The organism is Labrenzia sp. ATLA3 (assembly GCF_057180185.1).
On the sequence record NZ_JBXUKV010000001.1, the window covers coordinates 623,116 to 648,105 of the forward strand.

At 58.7% G+C, this 24,990-nt stretch carries 25 protein-coding genes; 9 read left to right on the plus strand and 16 right to left on the minus strand.

All coding sequences use genetic code 11. The annotated features are described in order from the left end of the window. Positions 1 to 125: 125 nt before the first annotated feature. The 3 genes from AC2A6O_RS02785 to AC2A6O_RS02795 form a co-directional block, all read right to left on the minus strand. Entirely contained in the window at positions 126 to 1,220 is a 1,095-nt protein-coding gene (locus AC2A6O_RS02785; protein ID WP_498925643.1) for a M24 family metallopeptidase, read from the minus strand. Between the two features lie 93 nt (positions 1,221 to 1,313). Further along, positions 1,314 to 2,900: an ABC transporter substrate-binding protein gene (locus tag AC2A6O_RS02790; RefSeq protein ID WP_498925644.1), complete on the minus strand. Its 1,587-nt coding sequence runs from the start codon at positions 2,898 to 2,900 to the stop codon at positions 1,314 to 1,316. A gap of 24 nt (positions 2,901 to 2,924) precedes the next feature. Continuing rightward, positions 2,925 to 3,599: a cupin domain-containing protein gene (locus AC2A6O_RS02795; protein WP_498925645.1), complete on the minus strand. Its 675-nt coding sequence runs from the start codon at positions 3,597 to 3,599 to the stop codon at positions 2,925 to 2,927. Positions 3,600 to 3,822: 223 nt separating this feature from the next. Here AC2A6O_RS02795 and AC2A6O_RS02800 point away from each other — a divergent pair, with 223 nt between their 5' ends. The 5 genes from AC2A6O_RS02800 to AC2A6O_RS02820 are packed head-to-tail and all read left to right on the plus strand — an operon-like array spanning position 3,823 to position 7,925. Then, positions 3,823 to 4,899 (plus strand): ABC transporter permease, encoded by a 1,077-nt coding sequence (locus AC2A6O_RS02800; RefSeq protein WP_498925646.1) that lies wholly within the window; start codon positions 3,823 to 3,825, stop codon positions 4,897 to 4,899. Beyond that, the gene (locus AC2A6O_RS02805) at positions 4,896 to 5,792 is read left to right on the plus strand and encodes an ABC transporter permease (RefSeq protein ID WP_148584311.1); all 897 of its coding nucleotides are present in this window, start codon (positions 4,896 to 4,898) and stop codon (positions 5,790 to 5,792) included. Before AC2A6O_RS02800 ends, AC2A6O_RS02805 begins: the two co-directional genes overlap by 4 nt. After that, positions 5,789 to 6,634: an ABC transporter ATP-binding protein gene (locus AC2A6O_RS02810; RefSeq protein ID WP_498925647.1), complete on the plus strand. Its 846-nt coding sequence runs from the start codon at positions 5,789 to 5,791 to the stop codon at positions 6,632 to 6,634. Before AC2A6O_RS02805 ends, AC2A6O_RS02810 begins: the two co-directional genes overlap by 4 nt. Next, complete coding sequence (locus AC2A6O_RS02815) at positions 6,631 to 7,383, plus strand: ABC transporter ATP-binding protein (protein WP_498925648.1); 753 nt, start codon at positions 6,631 to 6,633, stop codon at positions 7,381 to 7,383. Before AC2A6O_RS02810 ends, AC2A6O_RS02815 begins: the two co-directional genes overlap by 4 nt. A 35-nt stretch (positions 7,384 to 7,418) precedes the next feature. Beyond that, complete coding sequence (locus AC2A6O_RS02820) at positions 7,419 to 7,925, plus strand: GAF domain-containing protein (RefSeq protein WP_498925649.1); 507 nt, start codon at positions 7,419 to 7,421, stop codon at positions 7,923 to 7,925. 67 nt (positions 7,926 to 7,992) lie between these two features. Here AC2A6O_RS02820 and AC2A6O_RS02825 read toward each other — a convergent pair whose 3' ends face one another. Together AC2A6O_RS02825 and AC2A6O_RS02830 are read right to left on the minus strand one after the other, a co-directional pair. Then, the gene (locus AC2A6O_RS02825) at positions 7,993 to 9,066 is read right to left on the minus strand and encodes a DUF389 domain-containing protein (RefSeq protein ID WP_498925650.1); all 1,074 of its coding nucleotides are present in this window, start codon (positions 9,064 to 9,066) and stop codon (positions 7,993 to 7,995) included. A gap of 164 nt (positions 9,067 to 9,230) precedes the next feature. Continuing rightward, on the minus strand, positions 9,231 to 9,458 hold the full coding sequence (locus tag AC2A6O_RS02830; protein WP_498925651.1) for a hypothetical protein: 228 nt from the start codon (positions 9,456 to 9,458) through the stop codon (positions 9,231 to 9,233). Between the two features lie 237 nt (positions 9,459 to 9,695). Between AC2A6O_RS02830 and AC2A6O_RS02835 the strand changes: the two genes are divergently transcribed. The 3 genes from AC2A6O_RS02835 to AC2A6O_RS02845 all read left to right on the plus strand — a co-directional run bounded on the left by AC2A6O_RS02835 (position 9,696) and on the right by AC2A6O_RS02845 (position 13,696). Continuing rightward, complete coding sequence (locus AC2A6O_RS02835; protein ID WP_498925652.1) at positions 9,696 to 10,931, plus strand: cytochrome P450; 1,236 nt, start codon at positions 9,696 to 9,698, stop codon at positions 10,929 to 10,931. A 77-nt stretch (positions 10,932 to 11,008) separates the two neighbouring features. After that, positions 11,009 to 12,208, plus strand: a complete 1,200-nt coding sequence (locus tag AC2A6O_RS02840; protein ID WP_498925653.1) for a glycerophosphodiester phosphodiesterase family protein — start codon at positions 11,009 to 11,011, stop codon at positions 12,206 to 12,208. 108 nt (positions 12,209 to 12,316) lie between these two features. Beyond that, the gene (locus AC2A6O_RS02845; protein WP_498925654.1) at positions 12,317 to 13,696 is read left to right on the plus strand and encodes a hypothetical protein; all 1,380 of its coding nucleotides are present in this window, start codon (positions 12,317 to 12,319) and stop codon (positions 13,694 to 13,696) included. A gap of 25 nt (positions 13,697 to 13,721) precedes the next feature. Here the strand turns inward: AC2A6O_RS02845 and AC2A6O_RS02850 are convergent, their stop codons facing one another. The 6 genes from AC2A6O_RS02850 to AC2A6O_RS02875 form a co-directional block, all read right to left on the minus strand. Continuing rightward, a complete protein-coding gene (locus AC2A6O_RS02850) occupies positions 13,722 to 14,315 on the minus strand; it encodes a MerR family transcriptional regulator (RefSeq protein WP_498925656.1) in 594 nt (197 codons plus the stop codon). 20 nt (positions 14,316 to 14,335) lie between these two features. Beyond that, positions 14,336 to 14,650 (minus strand): integration host factor subunit alpha, encoded by a 315-nt coding sequence (locus tag AC2A6O_RS02855; RefSeq protein ID WP_023003819.1) that lies wholly within the window; start codon positions 14,648 to 14,650, stop codon positions 14,336 to 14,338. A gap of 141 nt (positions 14,651 to 14,791) precedes the next feature. Further along, a complete protein-coding gene (locus AC2A6O_RS02860; protein ID WP_498925657.1) occupies positions 14,792 to 15,769 on the minus strand; it encodes a beta-ketoacyl-ACP synthase III in 978 nt (325 codons plus the stop codon). Then, positions 15,766 to 16,830 (minus strand): phosphate acyltransferase PlsX, encoded by a 1,065-nt coding sequence (gene plsX / locus AC2A6O_RS02865; protein ID WP_148584322.1) that lies wholly within the window; start codon positions 16,828 to 16,830, stop codon positions 15,766 to 15,768. Before plsX ends, AC2A6O_RS02860 begins: the two co-directional genes overlap by 4 nt. A gap of 215 nt (positions 16,831 to 17,045) precedes the next feature. Further along, complete coding sequence (locus tag AC2A6O_RS02870; RefSeq protein ID WP_498925658.1) at positions 17,046 to 17,618, minus strand: YceD family protein; 573 nt, start codon at positions 17,616 to 17,618, stop codon at positions 17,046 to 17,048. 56 nt (positions 17,619 to 17,674) lie between these two features. Beyond that, the gene (locus AC2A6O_RS02875) at positions 17,675 to 18,223 is read right to left on the minus strand and encodes a ubiquinol-cytochrome C chaperone family protein (protein ID WP_498925659.1); all 549 of its coding nucleotides are present in this window, start codon (positions 18,221 to 18,223) and stop codon (positions 17,675 to 17,677) included. Between the two features lie 113 nt (positions 18,224 to 18,336). Between AC2A6O_RS02875 and AC2A6O_RS02880 the strand changes: the two genes are divergently transcribed. Beyond that, positions 18,337 to 18,774 carry an outer membrane protein assembly factor BamE gene (locus AC2A6O_RS02880; protein WP_006931570.1) on the plus strand — a complete coding sequence of 146 codons (438 nt, stop codon included), beginning with the start codon at positions 18,337 to 18,339 and terminating at the stop codon, positions 18,772 to 18,774. Positions 18,775 to 18,838: 64 nt separating this feature from the next. Here AC2A6O_RS02880 and AC2A6O_RS02885 read toward each other — a convergent pair whose 3' ends face one another. The 5 genes from AC2A6O_RS02885 to ribH form a co-directional block, all read right to left on the minus strand. Continuing rightward, positions 18,839 to 20,974, minus strand: coding sequence for a sodium-translocating pyrophosphatase (locus tag AC2A6O_RS02885; RefSeq protein WP_148584325.1), 2,136 nt, complete (start codon positions 20,972 to 20,974; stop codon positions 18,839 to 18,841). Between the two features lie 218 nt (positions 20,975 to 21,192). Further along, a complete protein-coding gene (locus tag AC2A6O_RS02890; RefSeq protein ID WP_148584326.1) occupies positions 21,193 to 22,416 on the minus strand; it encodes an MFS transporter in 1,224 nt (407 codons plus the stop codon). A 501-nt stretch (positions 22,417 to 22,917) separates the two neighbouring features. Beyond that, positions 22,918 to 23,916, minus strand: coding sequence for a thiamine-phosphate kinase (thiL, locus tag AC2A6O_RS02895; protein WP_498925660.1), 999 nt, complete (start codon positions 23,914 to 23,916; stop codon positions 22,918 to 22,920). A 2-nt stretch (positions 23,917 to 23,918) separates the two neighbouring features. Continuing rightward, positions 23,919 to 24,440 carry a transcription antitermination factor NusB gene (nusB, locus tag AC2A6O_RS02900; protein ID WP_498925661.1) on the minus strand — a complete coding sequence of 174 codons (522 nt, stop codon included), beginning with the start codon at positions 24,438 to 24,440 and terminating at the stop codon, positions 23,919 to 23,921. Between the two features lie 5 nt (positions 24,441 to 24,445). Beyond that, complete coding sequence (gene ribH, locus AC2A6O_RS02905) at positions 24,446 to 24,895, minus strand: 6,7-dimethyl-8-ribityllumazine synthase (RefSeq protein ID WP_148584329.1); 450 nt, start codon at positions 24,893 to 24,895, stop codon at positions 24,446 to 24,448. Positions 24,896 to 24,990: the final 95 nt, after the last annotated feature.

Consider the following 24,990-nt stretch of genomic DNA (forward strand, 5'->3'; position numbering starts at 1 on the left):
AAGACCAAGCTTCAAAGCTGGCCTTCCGCGAAGCTCTATAAGAGTTTCGTGCTTCTTCAATGACGAAGAAGCGGCAATCCGACCCCGTTCCCGAAACACCTTCGTGCCCATCTATCGCCGAGCGTTCACCTTACCACCGCCACGCGCGGCAAGTCGGAGAGGATTTCCGGTCCATCGGCGCGCAGGATGACAATCTCCTCAAGACGCAGGCCAAATTGACCGGGAAGATAGATCCCAGGTTCGATTGAAAACACCATACCTTCATCCAGTACGGTTTCGGAAGTCGCCGTCAGATATGGAGGCTCATGTATGTCTATTCCAAGGCCGTGACCTGTCCGGTGTGTGAAAAAATCACCATAGCCTGCCGCTGAAATGACATCCCGGGCTGCCTTGTCGATTGTTTTCGCGGCGACACCTGGCCTTGCAGCCGCAAGAGCGGCTTCCACGGCCTGGTCCACAATCGCATGGACCTTTTCAAATTCCGCTGTCGGTGTTCCGAAGAAACCGACCCGGGTCATATCAGATGGGTACCCCTCCAGACGGCCGCCCGTATCGATCAGCACCGCGTCACCGTCCTTCAGCTGCGTCTCGCCGGTGTGATGATGCGGAAAGGCGCCGTTGCCGCCGAAGCAGACCGAGGTGAAAACCGGTGTCGCGCCGGCCTGCTTGTAGACATCGCGGATGGCGGCGGCGATCTCGAGTTCCGTAATGCCGGGTTTCAGCGCGTCGAAGCCGGCCATGGCAGCCGTATCATTGAGCACGGCACTGGCCTTCAAGCGTCGGTATTCATCGTCATCCTTGCGAGATCTCAGGTGCCCGACCGTGTCACCGGTGAACCGGCGTGAAGCGCCGGGAAGCGCGTCGAGCAGCAGCAGGGCAAAATCGGCGCGCATGGTTTCGTCAATAACGACGCTCGGCGCTTCCGGCAGGTCGGAAACGGCCAGCAAGGTGGCGAGCGCGGCGTCCGGGCCATCGTCATCGCGCCAGGGGAAAAACGGCAGGTGGGTCTTCCGGCGAGAGCTGTCGACATTGAGCGCCGGCATCAGGAATCCTGCGTGGCTTTTCGAAACCAGCAGCATCACGGGCCGCTCGTCGCCATGGGGATCGAGACCGGCCAGATACATCATGTGACTGGACGGACCGATGGCGACAAGATCGGTTCCGGTCGCGGACATACGCTCGCGCAGCGCGGCAAGACGCTGATCGGAAAGGGAAGACATTTCAGGAAACTCCGGAAGGATTGGTCAATCAGCGAACGGCTGTCAGCAATAAAAAGCCGCCCCGGGAGAACCGGGACGGCTCGGTGTTCAGCGTCAGTTCTTCGTCACCAGACGATAGTAGACGAAGTCAGAGGTGGCACCGTTGACGTAGCCCTCGACCTTCGGGTCCATGGCAACCTGATAGGCTGCCTGGAACATGATAACGATCGGCGACTTGGCCTGAACTTCCTTCTGCAATTCGACATACATCTCGTTGCGTTTTTCAGGATCGCTCTCGGCAAGCGCTGCCTTGGTCATCTCGTTCATCTCCGCCGGAACAGCCCAGGCATTCCGCCAAGTGGTGGTTGCCTGATAATTGTCGTCGGAGTTGTCGCTGTTATACGCAAAGGCCTTGGCGTTGGAATGCGGGTCCATGAAGTCCGGCCCCCAGTACAGCAGCATCGCCTCGTGGCTGCGCTCACGGTACTTGGTGATGACCTGCGAGCCTGTGCCCGGGATGATGTCGAAGTTGATCCCGGCTTCGGCAAAGCTTGCCTGCAGCGACTGGGCCATGTCCGTGAACGGCGTGGAGTTGATCACGTCGAGCGTTACCGTGATCGGCGTCTCGATGCCGGCGTCGGCCAGGATCTGCTTGGCCTTTTCAGGATCGTAGGTGTAAGGCGTCTCGTCGTAGGAGCCCGGGAAGCCCTTTGGCCAGAACGCCTGATGAATTTCCATCTGGCCTTTCAGGAAGCTGTCGGTCATGCCCTTGTAGTTGACGAGGTAACGGGCAGCGTCCCACACCGCTTCAGGCTGCAACACATCCTTTTTCTGGTTGAAGGAAAGGAAGTGCACTGCTGCCTGCGGATAGGTTTCGACCTTGATGGCGTCGCCATCCATGCCGGCGATCTGGTCCGGCGTCAGGTTGCGGGCCATGTCGACATCGCCGGACTGAAGCAGCAACTGCTGGGTAGCAGCCTCGGCAACGTGACGGATGATGACGCCTTCAACCTTCGGAGCACCCTTGAAGTAGTCGGCATTGGATTTGTAACGCACCAATTCGCTCGGGCGGTAGGTCTGCAGCTCGAACGGGCCGGAACCGGCAGAGTTGGCGTTGAGCCACTTGTTGCCCATGTCGCCGTCTTCTTCATGCTCCATCACCGTCTTTTCATCGACGATGGAGGCTGGACGGGAAGCCAGGACGTTGAGGGCGAAAGCCGGCGAAAAATCACCTTCGTATTTGACGATGACCTTGTTGCCGTCCGCCGTGACCATGTCCTCGACATTTTCAGCCGTCCAGCCGAGCTGGGCCAGGATGAAAGCCGGGGTGAGGTTCAGCTTGATGACGCGTGCGAAGGAAAACACGACGTCTTCCGCACGAACCGGATTACCGGAATGGAACGTCGCATCATCGCGCAACGTGAACGTGATGGTCTTTGCATCGGCATCGGTCTGCCACTCGGCTGCAAGGCCCGGGGCCAGAACTGTCGGGTCTTCGGCATCATATTGCACAAGCCGGTCATAGACATTGGTCACGAGTTCGCCGGAGGAAAACTCGTAGGCCTGTGCCGGATCAATGGCGACAATGTCATCGATATTCTGCGCCACGACCAAAAGGTTGTCCGGCGTCGCGGCACTGGCAGGTTGCGCAATCGGCATTGCCAGGGCGGCAGCCAGAAGTGCGGTCCTTAAAAGCTTCATTCCTTCGTCTCCGTCTGTCAGGGGTTAGGATTTGTTCTTGTTTTTGGTGCGGCCAGGCGACGCCTTCACCGCACTCTTGTCCGGCGACACCAGCTCGATACGGCTGGTTTTCTCGTCACCTGCGTTGAAAATCGTCAGAGTGCCGGTCCACAGGAGCTTTGCCGGCTCGTCGTTCGGGTTGGACCAGGCATGGGGTGTGTTTCCCCGGTAATGCAGGCTGTCGCCAGCGGTCATCACCATCGCCTCCCCGTCGAGATACTGGGTGATGGACCCTTCCAGGATAAAGATCAGCTCTTCACCCTCATGGCTCACCGTTTCCGAGGCATATCCTGGCGGCACGGTGAGAATGAAAGAGGAGAGCTGGTTTCCCGGAAACTCGGTGCCCAGCCGTTCATAGCTGACTGCGGAACCGGAAATGGAGAAATTCGGCCGTGTCGCAGCGCGGGTCAGCGCATCCTGGGCACGCGGCTGCGCGACGAAATAGTCCAGCCCGACACCGAGCGCCCGGGCAATGCCCGCCAGAGACCCGAGTGTCGGTGTTGCGTGATCCCGCTCGACCTGACTGAGATAGCTGACTGACAGGTTTGAAGCGTCGCTCAGCTGTTGCAGGGTGAACCCCAATTGCCGCCGCCGCGCCCGTATCAGCGCGCCAACCTTCGTATCGGCATCGGAGGCGGCACGCGCCGTCGAACTGCTCAAAGATTTTTACTCCCATCAAAATTTTTTTGATGTAACCAGATTTTTTTGTATGCTCCAAGAACTTTTTTAGGCAGCTTTGGAAAAGCCTCACCGGAGGCAGTTTCTGAAAGATGTTTAAAAACAACATCCTGAAAGCTCTGCTTCAGAAATTGAGTCACACGAGCGTGGAGAGCCGACTTGAAGAAACCGGTTGAACAGGGAACGGCGACATGCCGATACCGGCATGTCTTTTGAGCCGTCCGAGAGTGCGACCGATGCGCGGGAAGGCCTGTTGACGAGCCAGCTTCTGGGCAGCGCCACAGCCGTGCTGCGCTTTTGCCTCGTGACGGTTGCAACGTTCCTCGGCCTGCTTGCGATCACGTTTTTCATCGGCCGCGTGGTGCCGATCGATCCGGTGTTGGCGGTTGTCGGCGACAGGGCTTCAAACGAGGTTTATAACGCCGCACGGCAGGCGATGGGTCTCGACCGTCCGCTTGTCATTCAGTTTTTCTCCTATGTGGGCGACGTCTTCACCGGAAATCTCGGCATGTCGATTTCCACCGGCCGGCCGGTTGCTGAAGATCTGGCGCGGTTCTTTCCAGCGACCCTGGAAATGGCAACCATCGGCATCCTGATCGGCGTTCTGCTTGGCGTGCCGATGGGGGTATTGGCGGCAACACGTCAGGGCACCTGGATCGACCAGTTGATCCGCGTGCTCGGGCTGCTGGGCTATTCGGTTCCCGCCTTCTGGCTTGGCCTTGTTGGCCTCGCGGTGTTCTACGCAGGTCTTGGCTGGGTTGCCGGCCCGGGCCGCATCGACATCTTCTATGACGGCATCGTTGAACCCGTCACCGGGCTTTACCTGATCGATAGTCTCGTCGCCGGCGAGTGGGATATTTTCTGGAATGCGCTCGATCACCTCATGCTGCCGGCCTCGATCCTCGGGTTCTTCAGCCTGGCCTATATCGGGCGCATGACCCGTTCCTTCATGCTCGACCAGCTTGGCCATGAATATGTGACCACCGCGCGGGTAAAGGGCGTGCCGGAACGCCGTGTCATCTGGCGCCACGCGTTCTATCCGATCCGCATCCAGTTGATCACCGTGATCGGCCTTTCCTATGCCGCGCTTCTGGAAGGATCGGTGATGATCGAGACCGTGTTCTCCTGGCCCGGTATCGGCAACTATCTGACCAATGCCCTGCTCAATGCCGACATGAACGCCGTGCTTGGCGCGACCCTTGTCATTGGCGCTGTCTTCATCCTCATCAACAAGATATCCGACGTGCTCTACCGCATTCTCGATCCGAGGGCCCGCAAATGATCGATTGGCTTCTCGATGACAGCCCCTCCTCGCGCCTGCAGGCAAACCTTGGCCGCGCTTGGCATGTCTTTGCCGCGCTCCTGCGCAATCCGCTCGCCGTGGTGGGTGGCTTCATCATCCTGGTGCTGATCGTGATGGCGATCTTCGCGCCCCTGCTCGCGCCCTACTCGCCCATCGGCCAGGATCTCGCCAACCGCTTGATGCCACCGTCCGCGGCCCACTGGATGGGCACGGACGAGTTGGGCCGGGACATCTATTCCCGTGTCGTCTATGGGGCACGGATCACGCTGATGATCGTTACCATGGTGGCCGTCATTGCCGCACCCATCGGTCTCGTCGTTGGTGCAGTGTCCGGCTATTTCGGAGGCTGGACTGACCGGGTGCTCATGGGCGTGACCGATATCTTCCTGTCGATGCCGAAACTGATCCTTGCGCTTGCCTTCGTGGCGGCCCTTGGACCCGGCATCGAAAACGCGATCATCGCCATCGCGATCACCGCGTGGCCCGCCTACGCACGGATCGCCCGGGCGGAGACGATCACCTTCCGCGATGCGGAGTTCATTGCCGCGGTGCGCCTGCAAGGCGCCTCCTCCGCTCGCGTCATCCTGCGCCACGTGCTGCCGCTCTGTGCGTCTTCCACCATCATTCGCGTGACGCTGGACATGGCCGGCATCATCCTCACGGCTGCAGGTCTCGGCTTTCTCGGCCTGGGCGCGCAACCGCCCCTGCCGGAATGGGGCGCAATGATCTCGCGTGGACGCAATTTCATTCTCGACCAATGGTGGGTCGCCACCATGCCGGGCTTTGCCATCATTCTGGTGAGCCTCGGCTTCTGCTTCCTCGGTGACGGCCTGCGTGACGTGCTCGATCCCAAGCAGGGAGACAAGCAATGAACGCCCCTCTTCTTGAAATCGATGGCCTGACCGTCACCTTCCCGACGGCGCGTGGCCCGGTCGATGTAGTCAAGGGCATTTCCTTCACACTTGGCCGGGAACGGTTGGGGATCGTGGGTGAATCCGGTTCCGGTAAATCCATGACCGGCCGGTCAATCCTGCGCCTGATCCGCAAACCCGGCAAAGTCACCGCCCGGCGCATGACTTTCGACGGCGTCGACCTGCTCAGCCTCAACGAACGACAGATGCGCGATCTGCGTGGGGCGCGCATTTCCATGGTCATGCAGGACCCGAAATTCTCCCTCAACCCCGTCATGACCGTTGGCGAGCAGATCGCCGAAGCGCTCGTCACGCACAAGAAGCTGCCGCGCCAGGAGCTGAAGGAACGGGTGCTGGCCATGCTGGAAGCTGTGCGCATCAACGATCCCTCGCGTGTTGCAGGGCTTTATCCGCATGAGGTTTCCGGCGGCATGGGCCAGCGCATCATGATCGCCATGATGCTGATCCCGGAACCGGACCTGCTGATCGCCGACGAACCGACCTCCGCGCTTGATGTTTCCGTGCAGGCACAGGTGCTGGACATCATCGATGATCTGGTCACCGGCAAGGGCATGGGGCTGATCCTGATCAGTCACGACCTCAACCTGGTGTCCCGCTATTGCGATCGCATCCTGGTGATGAACAGCGGCGAGATCGTCGAGCAATGCAAGGCGAGCGACCTGCACAACGCACAGCATCCCTATACCCGTGGCCTGATTGCCGCGATGCCACGCATGAATGAAGACCGCGATGAGCTGCCCGTTCTCGACCGCAGTACCTGGACCACGGGAGCCGGCACATGACCTACGCCGCCATCCATCTTGAACATCTCACCGTCAGCTACGGCGATACCACCGTGGTTCATGATGTGTCGTTTGACGTTGCCGAAGGCGAGAGCTTTGCCCTTGTCGGGGAATCCGGTTCCGGCAAATCGACAATCCTGAAAGCCATTTCCGGACTCGCTCCAGAGTGGACGGGAACCATTTCCGTTGAAGGTAAAGCCCGCGGCCATTCCCCGGACCGGGCCTTTGCCGAAACCTGCCAGATGGTGTTTCAGGATCCCTATGGCTCACTGCATCCGCGCAAGACCGTAGACACCTGCCTTGCCGAACCGCTGGCCATTCACGGCATCGGCGGACGGGACAGCCGGGTCAAGGATATGCTGGCCGCGGTCGGCCTGGATCAGCGGTTCCGTTTCCGTTTTCCGCATCAGCTTTCCGGCGGCCAGCGCCAACGCGTTGCCATCGCGCGCGCCTTGATGCTGGAACCGCGGGTGCTGCTGCTGGACGAACCAACGTCCGCGCTGGACGTTTCCGTACAGGCGGAAATCCTGAACCTCTTGAAGAAGCTGCGGCGCGAACAGGGACTGACCTATCTGATGGTCACCCATAACCTGCCCGTGGTCTCGTTCCTTTGCGACCGGCTGGCTGTCATGCGCCATGGCCGCGTGGTGGAAATCGCGGGTGTCGGCGCCCTCAAGTCGGGCCAGCTTTCCCAGCCGTATTCCCGCGAACTTTATGCTGCCAGCGGCGGCACTCTGCAATCCGCCTGAACCACTTCAACCCGATTTGTCCGAGACTTCGATTAATGACCGATTTCGCAGGCCCTTTGGCCACGTTTGACCATGCCCTGTCCATCGCAACCACACCGGATGCGCCTTTTGATGCCCTGCTGAAGCTGACACAGGAAACCGTCGGCGTGAAGCTGTTCACCTTCATGACAGCCGACATGAAAACCGAATTGGCTCAGCGTTCCTATACGTCGCACCCGGACGACTATCCTGTGTCCGGCACCAAGCCGATCACCTATGACAGCTGGTTCGAAACCGTGCACAAGGACCGGAAAAGCTTTGTTGCCAACACGCTAGCCGAGATTGCAACCGTATTTCCCGATTACGAGCTGATCGGCCGGCTTGGCTGCGGCTCGGTCATCAACCTGCCTGTCGTTCTTGGCGATACGCTGGTCGGTACGGTCAACATGCTTGATGAGGAGCATCACTACACGCCGGAACGCGTTGCCCAGGCGCAAGGCTTGCTTTCGCTGCCGGCCAAGGCCGCCTATCTCACCAGCCGGGCACTGCAGGCGTCCGCCTGAGGCCGAAATGGATACGCAGTTGTTTAAAGCCCCGCCTTTCCAGCGGGGCTTTATTTTGCCGTGATCGTCAATCCTCCTGCACGGCATCGACTGAAGGAGCAATATCAATCGCTTGCGTAGCGAGATCCACCTGCCAGGCGATACGTGTCTGATACCTGACGACCACCTTGTAGTCTTCTCCCAGAACTTCGCGGGCGGCTTCCCTGAAAGGATGCTCCTTCATCGCTACCGGCAGAAAGTCGTCAAGCGAGCCGATCTTGTATTGCGCGTCAGATGGCAGATCGAGGAGAACCCAGATCTCCGCTATCTTGGTGCGCGCATGCACATCGACCCGGATGATTTCGACGGGGGTATCCCCTGCCCATTCCTTGGTGCGTTGTGCCAGGATGGCCTCTGTTCCGGTTTCGATGTAGCGCAGGTACGTTGCTGCCAGAAGCTGCACCAGAACGACGGTCAGGAACGCCAGCGTGACTGCCATGCCGAGTGTAAACTTGAGGCCCCGATGTGCTTTGCGGAAGAGCCGCTCCCGAGGACCAAGGATGATATAGACCAAGCTGGCGGAGAAGATGATTGCACCGAAATTGGTGGCAAACAGCAGCGTCGCCTCGTAGGCCGCTTCCTGTTCGCCGAAGTAAAACAGGATTCCGGCAGCAGCAAGCGGGGGAACAAGCGAAACGCCGATGGCTGCACCGGGCAGAAGACTGATTTCCGACTTTCGGATCTGCACGTAAGCGCCCGCGATGCCAGCCGCCAGCGCGACGACCATGTCTTCCGCACCGGGGTTGCTCCGGCTCAGCACCTCGTCGGGCAACAGCAAGGTCGAAGGAGCGTCCGCGATCCAGACAATAAGCCACGAGATGACAATGCTGCAGCCGGCCGCGAGCCAGACTGTCAGCATCAGGAAAAGCGCCCTGCCGACCCAGCCCATCACGATGGATGAAGCGATGCCAAGGATCGGGGTCATCAAGGGAGCGACAAGCATGGCTGCGATCACAACCGCGCCTGAATTCCGCAGAAGTCCCATCGTTGCGATGATCACCGCAAGCGACAGGAGCAAAGCGAATTTGCGCCAATAAGCTGCCTTGTTGGCGCCCTCGAACTTCAGAATTTCCTTGGTGGTGGAGAACTGACTGATAGACATGACACAGCTGCTCCGCACGGTGCTCCGTCCTAGTATGCTCCAAGCTGTGTCGCTCGTCATCTAAATTGCAATAGCTCCCCTTACAATCTGAAGTGGGAGCTTTGGTCTTATTGAAGTAACTGCCAATGCGAAGACAATGACCTCGTCCGGTCAGCGCCTTGCCGTTACGCCGCAGCTTTTTTCGCGCGCTCGATCTTGCCGATAAACTCGGAAAGCCAGGCTATTTCCTTCAGGTAGACTTCCATCGACAGCGAGGCGAGTTCCATGAGGAGTGCTTGCGGATCAGGGTTGTCCAGGCCCGTTTCCCGCAAGAAGGTTTGATACTCGTCATTGAAAGCCTTTGGCACACGCATTACGGCCTCACGCACACTCTGTTCTGCTGGTTGGTGCAAGCAGGCCTCCCGGCCCGCGTTTAGAAATTGTTAAGATTTCAAATCCTCTGCCGATATCGTCAGAAATGTCATTTCCTCACAATCCCCAAGAGCTAAAGGTGTTGCTTGGGATAACTTTCCCAAAGACAACAAATTGGCCCATAGCTCCCGCTTTTCGCTTGCACTTGGCCAGCCAAATCTTCGACCCTGCCAAGAATCACAATTCTACCCCATCCAAACCGACCTCAAGAGCCCTTCATGAGCCCGTCCACAGACCTTTCCTTCGCGCCGTTATCAGATGCCTTCGCGCAAGATCCCTACCCGTTCTACGCCGCACTGCGCGGACGCAAGGGTTTGACTTACTTCGAGGATTTCGACATCTGGCTGGCCGCAAGGTTCGATGACGTTTCGGAAATCGTGCAAAACGGCAAGATGGTCAGGTCCATGGACCACATCGCCGACGCGAACGAAATCGCGGCGATGAAACGGGCCCAGAACTGGCACGACATGCCGCACCATTCGCGCTTCGTGCAGTTCTCGCTCCTGGACAGCGACGGAGAAATCCATGACCGACTGCGCAAGCAGGTGTTCAAGCTGTTTACTCCGGTGATGGTCGGCAAGCTGCGTGACGACATCCAGGCGTATGTCGACCGCCTGTTCGACAGTTTGGCGGACCGCACCGAAATCGACTTTATCGAAGATCTCGCGGCCCATGTTCCAGGCCATATCATCGGTCGCGTTCTCGGCGTTCCCGACGAGGACTGCCCGCAACTGCGTGTCTGGTCGGAAAACATCGTCCAGTATTTCGACATCGACCGGACGGATGAGCGCAAGGAACTGGCCGAACGCAACACGACCGAGTTTTACCGCTATCTGCAAGGACTGAAGGCAGAGCGCGAACGCGCGCCGAAGGACGATCTTCTGTCACTGATGATCGAGGCTGAACGGGCCGGTCAGATGAACGAGGACGAATTTATCTCGACCGCCATGCTCATCCTGATGGCCGGTCACGGTTCGACCATCGACGTGCTCGGCAGCGGCATGCATGCTTTATTGAAATTTCCGGATGAGCTGCAGCGTCTTCGGCAGGACCCGTCGTTGATGAAAACAGCGGTGCAGGAAATGTTCCGCTATGAATCGCCCCTTCCCTTCTTCCACCGCTATTCCACCGAAGACATGACGGTTTGCGGTGCCGACTATCCGCGCGGCACGAAATTTGGTGTCCTTTACGGGGCCGCCAACCGCGATCCGGCCCAGTTTCCCGATGCCGACCGCTTCGATGCCGGCAGGGTGCCCAACTGGCACATAGCCTTTGGCCGTGGCGCACATTTCTGCCTCGGCAACCACCTTGCGCGCCTGGACATGGACATCATCTTCTCCACACTGCTCAGTAGGTTCAAGTCGATTGAACTTGCGCAAGACAGTGTCTCCTACAAGCGTGGCCTGTCGGTGAGAGGGCCGGAATCGCTCAGACTTGCCTGGCGACCCGCCTAGTTGCAGGAATTACTCTTGCTCCAACCCTTTGCGCCGCTAGTTATTTCCCTTCATTCCATCAAGCCATTGGATACCTCATGCGCCTCAAACCAGTTCTTTTCTGCCTGACCGGGCTTTGTGCCGCCTTGCCTGCCCAAGCGGAGACGGTCGAGCTCGGGCCCCGTCCCGCCTATCTGGTTTCCCAGATGGCGGATGGTCCGCTGAAGGACACGTTGATGGCCTGCATCGGCGAACCGGCAAAGCGCACCCAGTTCTCGATCAGCCATCGTGGTGCGCCCTTGCAGTTTCCAGAGCACACGGAAGAAGGCTACCGTGCCGCTGCGCTGATGGGAGCCGGTATCCTGGAATGCGACGTCACCTTTACCAAGGACAAGGAACTGGTCTGCCGGCACTCCCAGAACGATCTGCACACGACCACCAACATTCTGACGACCGATCTGGCCGGCAAATGCACGCAGACCTTCACTCCCGCATCTGGTGACACGCCTGCGTCGGCAGAGTGCCGGACAAGCGATCTCACCCTTGCCGAATTCCAGTCGTTGCAAGGCAAGATGGATGGTGCTGACAAGACTGCCGCCACTCCTGAAGCCTACCAGAAAGGGACTGCGCCCTGGCGCACCGAACTTTATGCGGGCACGGGTACACTGATGACCCACGAAGCCTCGATCCGTCTCTTCAAGGACCTTGGCGTGAAATTCACTCCGGAACTGAAAGCTCCTGCAGTCGACATGCCGTTTGAGGGCTTCACCCAGGCCGCCTACGCGCAAAAGCTGATCGACGCATACAAGGCCGCAGGTATTCCGCCGGAAGACGTCTACCCTCAGTCGTTCAACCTTGAAGACGTTCTCTACTGGATCGAGAACGAACCGGACTTCGGCAAGCAGGCCATTTTTCTGGAAGGCCGCCGCGATATCGATCCTGCGGACCCGGAAACCTTCTCCCCCTCCATGGAGGAGTTGAAAGCCATGGGCGTCAACTATCTCGCGCCGCCGCTCTTCGTCCTGCTCGCGGAGGAAGACGGCAAGATCGTTCCCTCGGCCTATGCAAAGACGGCAAAGGAAGCGGGTCTCGAGTTGATTGCCTGGAGCCTTGAAAGATCCGGCCCCTTATCTTCCGGCGGTGGCTGGTACTATCAGACAGTCAACGATGCCATAGACGGCGACGGCAAGCTTTATGAGATTGTTGACGTGCTGGCGCGTCAGGTCGGCGTCAAGGGCATCTTCTCCGATTGGCCGGCAACCACCAGCTTCTACGCATCCTGCCTCGGACTGGAATGAACAAGTGCCCGGGGTATGGCAACTGAACTGGAAATCCGGCGATAATGCCTTTTTCACCAAAGTTGCCTAACCTGTGGTCCATCTTTCCAACCACATGTGGTCAAACAATTGAAAACGCACCCGCTTCCAAGCGTCGATTCCCAAATTCTCTACAAGCGCTACCAGCCGCTTGACGGTGAAGAGATCAAGGCTGTCATTCTGGCAGTCGCGGAGAAAGCGGGTGTGCCGCAGAGCGCCTGTCAGTTGCTGAACACGTCCGACGAGATCGACAAGCGCTACTTGTGCGGCAAGTTCCACATCCTCGTTACGCAATCAGAGCCTTTCGAGCAGACGCCGCTGATCGATGCTGCACTCGAGACATACTATGCGCGAACCGCCTTTCCGGAGGCGGTTGATCTTATGTACGACATTGCGGCCTGTACGCAGGTTTCGGTGAGAAAAAGCGTCATTCCAACGGATTCGCTGCCCGACAATCTGAAGACTTTTTCCGGTGTGGAAAATATAGCCTTCTGTGAGCTTGAAGAAACCTTGCAGGCGATGGAGATCGCCAGGTTGATTACGACGATCATCGTGGAAAGATCACAGCCGGACGCCGTGCTTTGGGCGCCAAGCCGTTTCTTGCTGAAACCGGACGCCTTCTCTGCCCTCTCCCGTGCTTCGAATTTCGACGACCTGTACCTGTTGCCCAACCCTTTCGCGCAGCAGGATCCGGAAACCGACGAGCGGCTGATCGGCATGGAGGGAATCGGGGCTCAGTGGCTGACCGGGCAGCGGGTGAAAGTCCTACCCTGCGGACTGCCACCCGAATATCTTGCCGAGATCATCGTCGCCTTTGCGAAGGTTACACGGAAAAACGACCAGATGATCAATGACGGCGACGTATTCGGCCGGAATGAAAACGAAAAGATTCAGGTGATCTACCATGACGAGGACGATGATGACCTGAGCACGATCGAGCTCAAGGTCGTCCACAATCCCGATTATGGCATCATCCGCGAAAACGCATCGGCGATATACGAGTACCATGAAGGGGCCAGCAAGGAGACAGGTCCCCAGACCATTGACAGCGAGGGCGCCGGGCTGGATCCGAACGACCCGGTGGATGCTGCTATCCTGGAACGCTTGCAGGACATGAAGGACGAGACGCCTGCTCCGCAGACCGCTGAAGGTCCGGACGAGGAAACCCTTGAGCTGGAAATGTCGGGACTGGATCTGCCTGAGCAGTCCTCGGCACCGGCTCACGCCGACGCGTCTGAGACTGTCCCGCCCTCAACCGCGCAGGATCTCCGTGAGACCATCGCCGAGGCATCTGTCCGGTTTGAAGACACTGGTGCTGCCAGAAAGCCTTCTCCCCCGACCAATCGGATGTCGCTTGCTGAATTGCGCGAATTCGCAAAGCAGGCACAGGTTTCAACCACCCCTCCGGGGAACGCCGGTAAATCACCGGGCTTCCTGTCAAAGCTGTTCAAACGGAAGGCAGACAGATAAGGCGTAAACGTTCAGCGCTCAGCCGTCAGCGCGCCTGATCCAGCGTGCGCTTGCATTCCAGCAACTCAAAAAGGGTCGCTTGAAGGCGGCGAATGTCTTCTTTGGTTACGGAGGATTGTGATCCCGCGCCCTGCGCCGGTTTTTCTCCGCGCAGACGGCCAAGGATGCTGAAGTGACCATGGGCTGAAGCTGGATCCGGTGCATCGTCAGCCAGGACACCATTCGGCAGCGGGCCATAATGGCTTTCATGCTGGCCGTTCTGGGCAACTGCGACCGGTGCGGGTGCCGGCTCTGCGGGAACCGGTTCGGACGCTGCAACCGCCTCCAGGGTCGACATGTCTTCATGCCGGATCTGCATAACGAAGCGCGGCCCCTGCTCCTTCAGGATGCGCTGCACGCCCTTGATCGTGTAGCCTTCACCGTAAAGCAGATGACGGATGCCCTTCAAAAGCTCGACATCGTCCGGACGGTAGTACCGCCGGCCGCCCCCCCGCTTCAGCGGCTTGATCTGCGAGAAGCGTGTCTCCCAGAACCGCAACACGTGTTGCGGCAGATCCAGGTCTTCTGCGACTTCGCTGATGGTACGAAAGGCGTCGGGGCTTTTTTCCTGCGAGCTCATTCGGTCTTAATGTTTTCTTACTATTTGCTGGCCTGCCCTGTCAGCGCATCATTGATCCGCTGTTTCAAGACGTTGGACGGTTTGAACACCATCACGCGGCGCGGTGAAATAGGTACTTCCTCGCCGGTCTTTGGATTGCGGCCGATACGCTCCCCCTTGGAGCGGACCACAAAAGACCCAAAGCTAGATAATTTTACTGATTCTCCTGTCACAAGACAGTCGGAAATTTCAGAAAGTACGCGTTCGACCAACTCAGAAGATTCGGTCCGGGACAGACCAACTTTCTGATAAACAGCCTCACACAGATCAGCACGGGTAATAGTCCGATTGCCCATAACCCCTCCTCAACGACGCCATCATCTGGCTGATTTTGCACAAGAACTCCAATGCAACGCCATACGGTACGGCCTTGCGGCGAGCCGGTCAACCGGAACTCTTGGTGGAAATCAGATTTGTCGTAGAGCGTAAGGCGAGGCTTACCAGCGCAAAAGGACAGAGCCCCAGGTGAATCCGCCGCCCATTGCTTCCAGCATCACGAGATCGTTCTTTTTCACACGCCCGTCCTTTACGGCCGTATCCAGCGCAAGCGGAATGGACGCAGCGGAAGTGTTGCCATGATGCTGAACGGTCGTCACGACCTTCTCCGGTGCGATCCGGAGTTTCTTGGCGCTGGCGTCGATGATGCGCTTGTTGGCCTGGTGCGGAATGAACCAGTCGAGGTCTTCCGATGTCGTACCCGTAGCCTTGTAGGCATCCTCGATCACGTCGGTGATCATGCCGACGGCGTGTTTGTAGACCTCGCGGCCTTCCATCCGAAGGTGACCGACTGTCTGGGTTGCGGACGGACCGCCGTCGACAAACAGCTTTTCCTTGTGGCGGCCATCCGAGCGCAGGTGAGATGTCAGAACACCCCGGTCCGCCGTCGTGCCCTCACCTTCACCAGCTTCAACGACGACAGCACCCGCGCCATCGCCAAAGAGAACGCAGGTCGTGCGATCGGTCCAGTCGAGAATTCGCGAGAAGGTTTCTGCGCCGATGACCAGGCAGCGCTTTGACAGGCCGGCCCGGATGTAGGCGTCAGCGGTCGTCAGAGCGTAGACAAAACCGGAGCAGACGGCATGCACGTCGAATGCGGCGCCGTGATAGATGCCCAGATTGGCCTGCACGGTGACAGCCGTTGCCGGAAAGGTGTTGTCCGGTGTGGCGGTTGCCAGAATGATGGTGTCAATCTCCTGAGCGTCCCTGCCGGCGCTTTCCAGCGCCCGCCTGGCAGCTTCCAGAGCGAGGTCCGAGGTCACCTGTCCTTTGGCGGCAACGTGGCGCTGCTGGATGCCAGTGCGCTGAACGATCCATTCGTCAGACGTGTCGACCATCTTGGAAAGATCGTCATTTGTCAGGATTTTTTCCGGCAGGAAGCTTCCGCAGCCGGTTACGGTGGAACGGATTACGCTCACAAATCACCTTCCGATGTCGGCGCGGCTTCAGCGAAGCGGCCGCGATGATAATTCACAAGGTCCTGGGCGATCTTGTGTGTCAGTTCGTTTTTGACCATGTCGTAGGCAAGGTCGATGGCCGAGGCATAGCCCTCGGCGTCCGTCCCGCCGTGACTTTTGATCACGATGCCGTTCAGTCCCAGGAACACGCCGCCGTTGACCTTGCGCGGGTCCATTTTCTCGCGCAGCAGATCAAAGGCGCCTTTGGCGAAGATATAGCCGATTTTGGACATAAAGGTCCGATTCATGGCCGAACGCAAGTAACTGCCGATCTGCTTGGCGGTACCTTCCGCGGTTTTGAGCGCGATGTTACCGGCAAAACCTTCGGTCACGACCACATCGACCGTGCCTTTGCCCAGATCGTCGCCCTCCACGAACCCGGCATAATGCAGCGAGCGCAGTGGCGTTTCGCGCAGGAGCCGGCCAGCGGTACGAACTTCTTCCAGACCCTTGACCTCTTCCACGCCAATGTTCAGCAGGCCGACGCTTGGCTTTTGAACGCCAAACAAGGCCCGCGCCATGGCGCCGCCGAGAATGGCGAAGTCGATGAGCTGCTGTGCATCGGCGCCAATCGTCGCGCCGACATCAAGCACGACGGACTCCCCGCGCATGGTTGGCCAGATGGCCGCAATGGCTGGCCGTTCGATATTGGCCATCGTTCGCAGGCAAAACTTCGACATGGCCATGAGCGCGCCGGTGTTTCCGGCAGAAACGGCCACAGAGGCATCGCCGGTCTTCACGGCTTCGATGGACCGCCACATGGACGAACGCCAACGACCCTGGCGCAGCGCCTGGCTGGGCTTGGTGTCCATGGCAATGGAGACATCGCAATGATGGAAGGTCGAAGCGTCGCGAACTCTTGGATACTTCTCCAGAAGAGGCAGAACGACCTTTTCGTTACCGAACAACAGAAAGCGGATGTCGGGATGACGGACAAGCGCGATTTCCGCCCCGGGAATGACGACGTCAGCCCCATGATCGCCACCCATGGCATCCAGAGAAATCGGAATAGTTTTCGCCATCTAGAAGGTCTTTTGACGTTTCGCTACCAAGAACAGCACCGAGCGGTGCTTCCAGACAAAGTCCTGCAGGTCCGGCAAGGGCCTAGAACGGGCGCGAACATAACGGTTTTGGCAAGACTGACAACCGTTTTCCTGATCGCGAAGAGTTCTGACGTTGAAAACCTGCATGAAGACCCTGTCCATATCGTTCGGGCAACTGTGAATACGATGACCAATCAGCTGTCGGACTGATCCTTGAGCGCCTGCAACGCAGCGAAAGGCGACGGTTTGGCCTCTGGCTCCTCGTCAGCACTTACGTCCTCGCCATCGCCTCCCTCGAACTCTACACCCGGCTTGCGCGGGAACGGGTCGAGCGTCAGCGCCAGTTCCTCGCAGATGACAGCTCCCAGGTCGAGAACACCATCCAGAATCACATCGGGCGGATCGAGCGTTTCAAGATCGATCTCGATCTCGCCGTCATCATTGAGATCGCTGACCTTCCGCGGGCGGCTGGACTGGGGTTCGAAAGTGCGGTCGACATCGATCTTCAGCTGGCTTTCGAAGGGTTCCAGCGACACGACACATGTCTGTTCCAGCGTAGCGGTCAGCGGACCGACCACACGCAATCCCGCCTTGCGATACGGCTTCAGCAGGAAATCTGCCTTGAGGTCACGAATGCCATCCAGCTCATAGGTTTTCGCGATGGCTTTCAGAGCTGCCTCATCCGGCGTGACCGCGACGCGTTCGTCCTTGTCGACAACGCGGGCGGCGTTGATCTTGTAGGAATAGGGGAAAGTTTGTTTTTTCATTTCTTGTTTTTACCTTGGCACCTTTGTCGCGGCCTCTTTCACCACCGGCTTGGCTCTCAGACCGGCAATGCCTTGAATTTTTCAGGGTCGGGCCAGACGATGCTCCCGTTCATCAGTGCTTCCACCGTCTGCCCCTCAAGGCTTTCGGCTGCTTCCAGCATATAATACGCCAAACGCTTCTGCGCGACTGGTTCCGGTGCATCGGGATAGATGTTGCGACCGAGTGCCTCGGCCAACTCATCAACTCTTTTTGTTTCGATCGCCGGAATATAGGCATCCGCGCGGCCATAAAAAGCTTCACCCATGACTTTCACCTTCTTTGGCACACGCGTGTCGCTGACGCCCATTTCGCGCAACGAGGCATCCATGTCCTGAAAGAACAGGTCGAAAACGTTCTGTGTGAACTCCGAAACCTTTTTGCCTTCCCCGCGCATCCGGCGGAAATACAGCACTGCATGGGCCACGATCATGTCAAATCGGCCGTCAACACTATCAGGCACGTGAAAGTCAGTATAAAAGACTGGCTGCCGTGCTTGAGCCACGATTTCACAATAAACCTTGTGCTCGGCATCGCGGGTCCGTCGGCGGAACAGGCCAAACAGCATGGCATCTCCTTTTAAGTCAGGTGTTGCCTTGTGCCCTATCCCACGATAGTGACTTTGCCAAGCAACGAAATTCAAGAGCAGCCAGACCGGTCTGGCGAAACGGGAATTCTTAGATGAACTTCAAGGCAAGCGCCCTGATCCTTCCGCTTCTGGTCACCTTACCGCTCGGCGGCTGTTTTACATCCACGTATACGCACGGGCATGTCATCACCAGCGACATGCTGAACCAGGTTCAGGTCGGCTCCAGCCGCGAACAGGTTGAGCTCGTTCTGGGAACCCCGTCAACGACGTCCAGCCTCAACGGCGATGCCTACTATTACATCTCGCAAAAAACCGCGACGACCGCTTTCATGGCGCCGGATATCGTGGAGCAGCGCGTGGTTGCGGTTTACTTCGACAAGGACGGCTACGTCCAGGATCTCGGCAACTACTCGCTGGAAGACGGCAAGATCGTCGACATCGTCACGCGCAAGACCCGGACGGGCGGCGCCGACTACGGCTTCCTGACGCAGATCCTGCGCGGTGCGACCAACCCGAGCCTCGGCCTCTAAGGCCAAAGCTGCAAGCAAATGATAAAGCCCCGGCCAGCGGCCGGGGCTTTCTTTTTCTGCCCCTTCAGTGCGCCAGGATCGCTAGCAGCAGCAAGGCCACGATGTTGGTGATCTTGATCATCGGGTTCACGGCCGGACCGGCAGTATCCTTGTAGGGATCTCCCACCGTATCGCCTGTCACCGAGGCCTTGTGGGCCTCGCTGCCCTTCTGGTGGGTTACGCCGTCCTTGTCGGTGAAACCGTCTTCGAAGGACTTCTTGGCGTTGTCCCAGGCACCGCCACCGGCCGTCATGGAAATCGCCACGAAGAGACCCGTCACGATCACACCGAGCAGCATCGCCCCGAGCGCCGCGAAGGCGTCCGCAGGTGTCGCCACGGCCTTGACCAGAAAGAACACCACGATGGGCGACAGCACCGGCAGCAGCGAGGGGATGATCATCTCCCGGATCGCCGCCTTTGTGAGCATGTCCACTGCACGGCCGTAATCCGGCCGTTCCGTCCCCTGCATGATGCCTGGCTTTTCCTTGAACTGGCGGCGAACTTCTTCCACCACCGCACCGGCCGCCCTGCCGACGGCGGTCATGGAAATGCCGCCGAAGAGATAGGGTAACAGGCCACCGAACAGGAGCCCCGCAACCACATAGGGGTTGGACAGCGTGAACAGGGTACTGACGTCGATACCGTAGAAAATCGATCCTTCCGCAGCATTGCTGGAGAAGAATTTCAGATCTTCCGTATAGGCGGCGAAGAGCACCAGCGCTCCGAGGCCTGCAGACCCGATGGCATAGCCCTTGGTGACCGCCTTGGTGGTGTTGCCAACCGCATCGAGTGCATCCGTGGTGGAGCGCACTTCAGCCGGAAGGTCCGCCATTTCGGCAATGCCGCCAGCGTTGTCCGTCACCGGGCCGAAAGCATCCAGCGCGACCACCATGCCCGCCAGCGCCAGCATCGTTGTCACCGCAATCGCGATCCCGAAAAGGCCCGCGAAGGCGTGCGTCACCAGAATACCGGCAATGATGATCAAGGCCGGCAAGGCTGTCGCCTCCAGTGACACGGCAAGACCCTGGATCACGTTGGTGCCATGACCGGTGACCGAAGCCTGTGCAATGGACCTGACCGGACGGTACTCGGTACCGGTGTAATACTCGGTCACCCAGATGATCAGCCCGGTTACCACCAGCCCCACGAGACCGCAGACGAACAGGTCGAAGCCGGTGAAGGTCGTTCCACCCGACGTGGTGAATTCCGTACCCGCGCCGATCCAGCCGAAGATGATGATCCCAAGGGCAACCGCGGACAGCACCGACGTGGCGATGAAACCCTTGTAGAGCGCTCCCATGATCGAGTTGTTGCTGCCAAGCTTGACGAAGAACGTTCCGATGATGGACGTCACCACGCAGCTTGCACCGATCAGCAACGGCAGATGCATCAGATCAATGGCCTGGCTGCTGGTGAAGAATATCGACGCCAGAACCATCGTGGCGACAACCGTCACCGCGTAGGTTTCGAACAGGTCGGCCGCCATGCCCGCACAGTCGCCGACATTGTCGCCGACGTTGTCGGCAATGGTGGCCGGATTGCGTGGATCATCCTCCGGAATTCCGGCTTCCACCTTGCCAACCAGGTCGCCGCCAACGTCAGCCCCCTTGGTGAAGATACCGCCGCCGAGACGGGCGAAGATGGAAATGAGGGATGCACCGAATCCAAGCGCGACCAGCGCGTCGATCACGGTCCGGTCGGTCGGGTCATAGCCCATCATGCCGGTGAGGATGGCGAAATAGACGGCAACGCCAAGCAAGGCCAGGCCAGCAACCAAAAGGCCGGTAACTGCACCGGCCCTGAACGCAATCTCCAGCCCTGCCCCAAGGCTTTGGCTGGCCGCCTGGGCGGTGCGGACATTGGCCCGGACAGAAACCATCATGCCGATGTAACCGGCAGCTCCCGAGAGGATGGCCCCGATGGCAAAACCGATTGCCGCAGTGCCGGACAGCAGTAGCCAGGCGAGCACGAAAACAACGGCCCCCACAATGGCAATGGTCGTATATTGACGGTTGAGATAAGCGCTAGCCCCTTCCTGGATCGCCTCGGCGATCTCCTGCATACGCGCGTTCCCTGCATCCGCTGCCATAACGGACTGGATAGCCCATGCCCCATAGGCAAGGGACAAGAGGCCACAAAAGATGACGACAAGCTCGATCATACTTCCTCCCAAAGCTGCGGCGGATTGATTTTCTTGTCGTTTTTTCCGCCTGACGGCCCTACACACCAATTCCTCGACGTTAGGGAAAGTCACGATAGCAGCAAAGCGGAGCGTCTCGTCAAGCTCTTACATTGTTTAATTTAAAACTTCCGTTGCGTTATTTTTTGGTGCGATGCAGTATTTATGCTGCGCTGACGAAATGGATTTTAGACGGTACTTTAAGCAGTTGTATCCACTCTTCTTTCTGCAACCGAGAGCCAGACAAGCAAACCGATGCACAGCACCACGAAGGGAAAGACCAGCGTGGTGACAGTGTCCCAGCCGTACACGTTCAACAGGGCACCGGATGAGAAAGAGGCAGCGGCCACAAAGCCGAAAACCAGGAAATCATTGACCGCCTGCACCAGGTTCCGCTCCTCGGGCCGATAGGTGTCAGTCAGCATGGCGGTGGCGCCAATAAAGCCGAAATTCCAGCCAAGGCCGAGCAGGATCAGAGCGATCCAGAAATTGGCGAGATCCACACCCATCAGTGCGACGGTTGAACACCCGGCCAGCAGCAACAGGCCGATGGAAACGATCCTCTCCTTGCCAAAGCGGGCAATGAGGTTGCCGGTGAAGAAGCTTGGGCCGAACATGGCCAGCACATGCCATTGAATGCCAAGCGTGGCGTCGTTCTGAGACAGACCGCAACCGATCATGGCCAGCGGCGTTGCCGTCATCACCATGCTCATGAGCGCGTAGGAGCAGATGCCGCAGGCAGCCGCGACAATGAAACGGCGCTGCGTCATGATCTGAAGCAACGGACGTCCCCCCGCTTGGGCATGGCTCTGCCGTTTCGGCTTGGGAACACGAAGGAAAGACACCAGGAAGAAGGCGATCAGCGACAAGGCCGCCTGAGCCAGATAAGTGCCGGCGAACAGGATCGGTGAAAACAGATCCTTGGTTGCGATAACCGTTTGCGGACCGACAATGCCGGCCAGCACGCCCCCCGCGAGCACCCATGAGATAGCCTTGGGTTTGAAGGCATCACTTGCGGTATCGGCTGCAGCAAAGCGATATTGCTGCACAAATGCGCCGGCAAACCCGCTGATGCAGCACCCAAGGGCGAACAGCAAGAACGCATCCTGAAAAACTGCGAACGATGCCAAAAGCCCCGCTATGGCACCAAGAAGCGCCGCCCCCATGAACCCGGCGCGGCGGCCATAGCGCCGCATGATCATGCCTGCAGGTATGGTTCCAAAAGCGGTTCCCAGGACCATGGCCGAGACCGGCAAGGTCGCCAGCGACTTGTCCGTTTCCAGCATCGCATAACCGACAATAGGCGCCGTCGCGATCACGATAGACGCAGAAGCCCCGCCAATCGCCTGGGCCAGAGCCAGAAGCAGCGCGTTTCGTTTTGCCAGACTGTCGTCGACAAAGCTATCGGGGGTGGTCACGGTCATTCGAATACTTTCAGGAGTGCGTAAGTTTACATGGCACATACCACGCCAAGGGCTGAGCGGGAAAGACCAGAAGTTTCATTTGTAACTTGAACCAATACCGGAAGCCGCGACGTCTTCAGGCGATGTCCAAGGCCTGGCCCCTGCCAAAACGTGATGTGCCTCATCAGCAAGACTTTTCAGTTTCGGTGATCGCTCCCTTTCAGGAAATCACTCGCCAAAAGCGCCGACCGGCGAAAGCGCAACGTCATTGTGCAGCCATTGATGTCGCGAGCACCACCTGCACGAGCAAGAGGCTAAAAACCCCCCCCCCCCCCCCCCGCAAGAGAGGCTCAGCAGACCCTGCGTGGGAAATAGATTTTTTTACAGGCACTTATTCCCGGCCTCTTTCCAGGAAAAACCCATCATCACCGGGCGTATTATTGCGCGGCACGGCCGCAAAGACAGCCACGTCGAAAGACTGCAATCGTCTCGGCCAGTGCTTTAGGCTCGGACATTGAGCGGTCAGAAGTGACTGAAGCCCGCAAAGCGGCCGTAGTCGACAGGCTGGCCGGCATCCACAAGCCGGAGCCCTGCCTCCCCTGTCCGGACATGGCCGATTTGCGTGACAGGACAACCGGCCAGTTGAGCTGCTCGGCGCAGCGTTTCGGCGCATTCTTGCGGCACTGCCATCAGGATTTCGTAGTCGTCGCCGCCGTTCAGGCACCGGGCAAGGGTCTCGGGCGACTTGGCCTTGAGGTGAGCAAGCGCTGGTGACAGCGGAACGCGGTCCAGATCGATCGTCAGCTCCAAAGCGGACGCTCTGGCCATGTGGGCACAGTCGGCAATCAGGCCATCCGAAACATCCATGGCTGCCGAAGCATAGTCGGCCACAGCGCCAGCAATTCGCGTACACGGTCTCGGCAACAGGTAGCGGTCCAGGATGTGCGCTTCTTCGCTCTCGGTCAGATCGTGATTGCGGCAGAAGTCGGGGTTAAGGCGTGCCTGCAGACCGGCGGCAGCGTCGCCGATGGTTCCGGTGACGAACAGAAGATCCCCCGGCAGCGCGCCCGAACGCCGGACCGCCCGGCCGGTTTCAACCTCGCCAATGGCCGTGATCGACACCTGCAGTCCATTGCCGGAGCGAACGGTGTCTCCACCATAGAGGTGGAAATCATAGGCTGCCTGGTCGGCGGCGAGGCCGTTGCAGAACCGCTCCAGCCAGTCGACCGTCCAGTCCGACGGCAAGGACAGGCCCATCAGGTAGCCGCGCGGACAGGCCCCCTTCGCAGCAAGGTCCGAAAGATTGACTCTCAAGGCCTTGGCAGCGATCGCCTCTGGCGCATCTTCAGCAAAAAAGTGAATATCAGCCGCAAGCACGTCCTTTGTCAGAACGAGGTCATAGCCCTGATTGGGCGTCAGCACCGCGGCATCGTCGGTCAGACCGAGGCTGCCCGGGTCTTTTGCCAGAGGGGCAAAGAAACGCCGGATCAGCTCGAATTCGCCTGGCCGGTCAGCGTCCATGATCAGGAAGCGCCGTCCGTTTTCTTTTCTTCGAATTCACCGCCGCGCAGTTCATGCGCAAGGCGGTCGAGGACACCGTTCACGAGCCCCGGCTCGTCGTCTTCAAAGAAGGCCTTCGTGACGTCGATATACTCGGAAATGATCACCTTGGCCGGAACGTCCTTACGGCGCAGAAGCTCGTAGGAGCCGGAGCGGAGGATCGCTCGCAGCAGGCTGTCGATCCGCTTCAGAGGCCAGTCCTCGACCAGCGCAGTGTGGATATAGGGATCCAGAAACTTCTGGTCCTCCACAACGCCGGCAAGGATCTGCTTGAACCATTGCTCGTCAGCTTCGCGATATTGCTCGCCGTCGATTTCCTTGCCGAGACGAAAGGCGGTGAATTCGCTAACCACACTGGTCAGCGGTGCACCACCCACGTCCATCTGGTAAAGAGCCTGCACGGCAGCAAGGCGCGCCACGCCGCGTTTGTTGGCAGGTCGCACAGTTTTTCCAGCCGGTTTTTCCGGGTCGGCCTTTCCGGTCATTCTTCTTATACTCCAAGCCGCTCGCGCAGGGCGATCATGTCGAGGGCAGCACGGGCAGCCGCACCGCCTTTATCCTTGTCGTCCACCTTCGCGCGCGCCCACGCCTGCTCATCGTTTTCAACGGTCAGGATACCATTTCCGACGGCCAGATCCGCATCGACGATCAAATCCATGATCACCCGGTTCGATTCATTGGCGACAATGTCGTAATGGGTGGTTTCGCCGCGGATGACGACACCCAGCAGAACGAAGCCATCATAGAGCACGCCTTCATTTTCCATTGCCGTCAGAGCCATGGAGAGGGCAGCCGGAATTTCCAGAACGCCCGGTACGGCGATCCGGTCATAGCTTGCGCCGGCAGCCTCAATGGTCTTGATCGCGCCTTCTGCAAGCGCATTGGCCAGGTCTTCGTAGAAACGGGCTTCGATGATCAGAAGTTTCGGTGCAGCGCTCATGGGTTTTCGTTCCTATGTAAGGCCGCGACAGGAACCACGTCTGCCCCGGTTTGTCCAGTCTCATTCGTGAAGGACCGCGACATCCCGGTGACGAG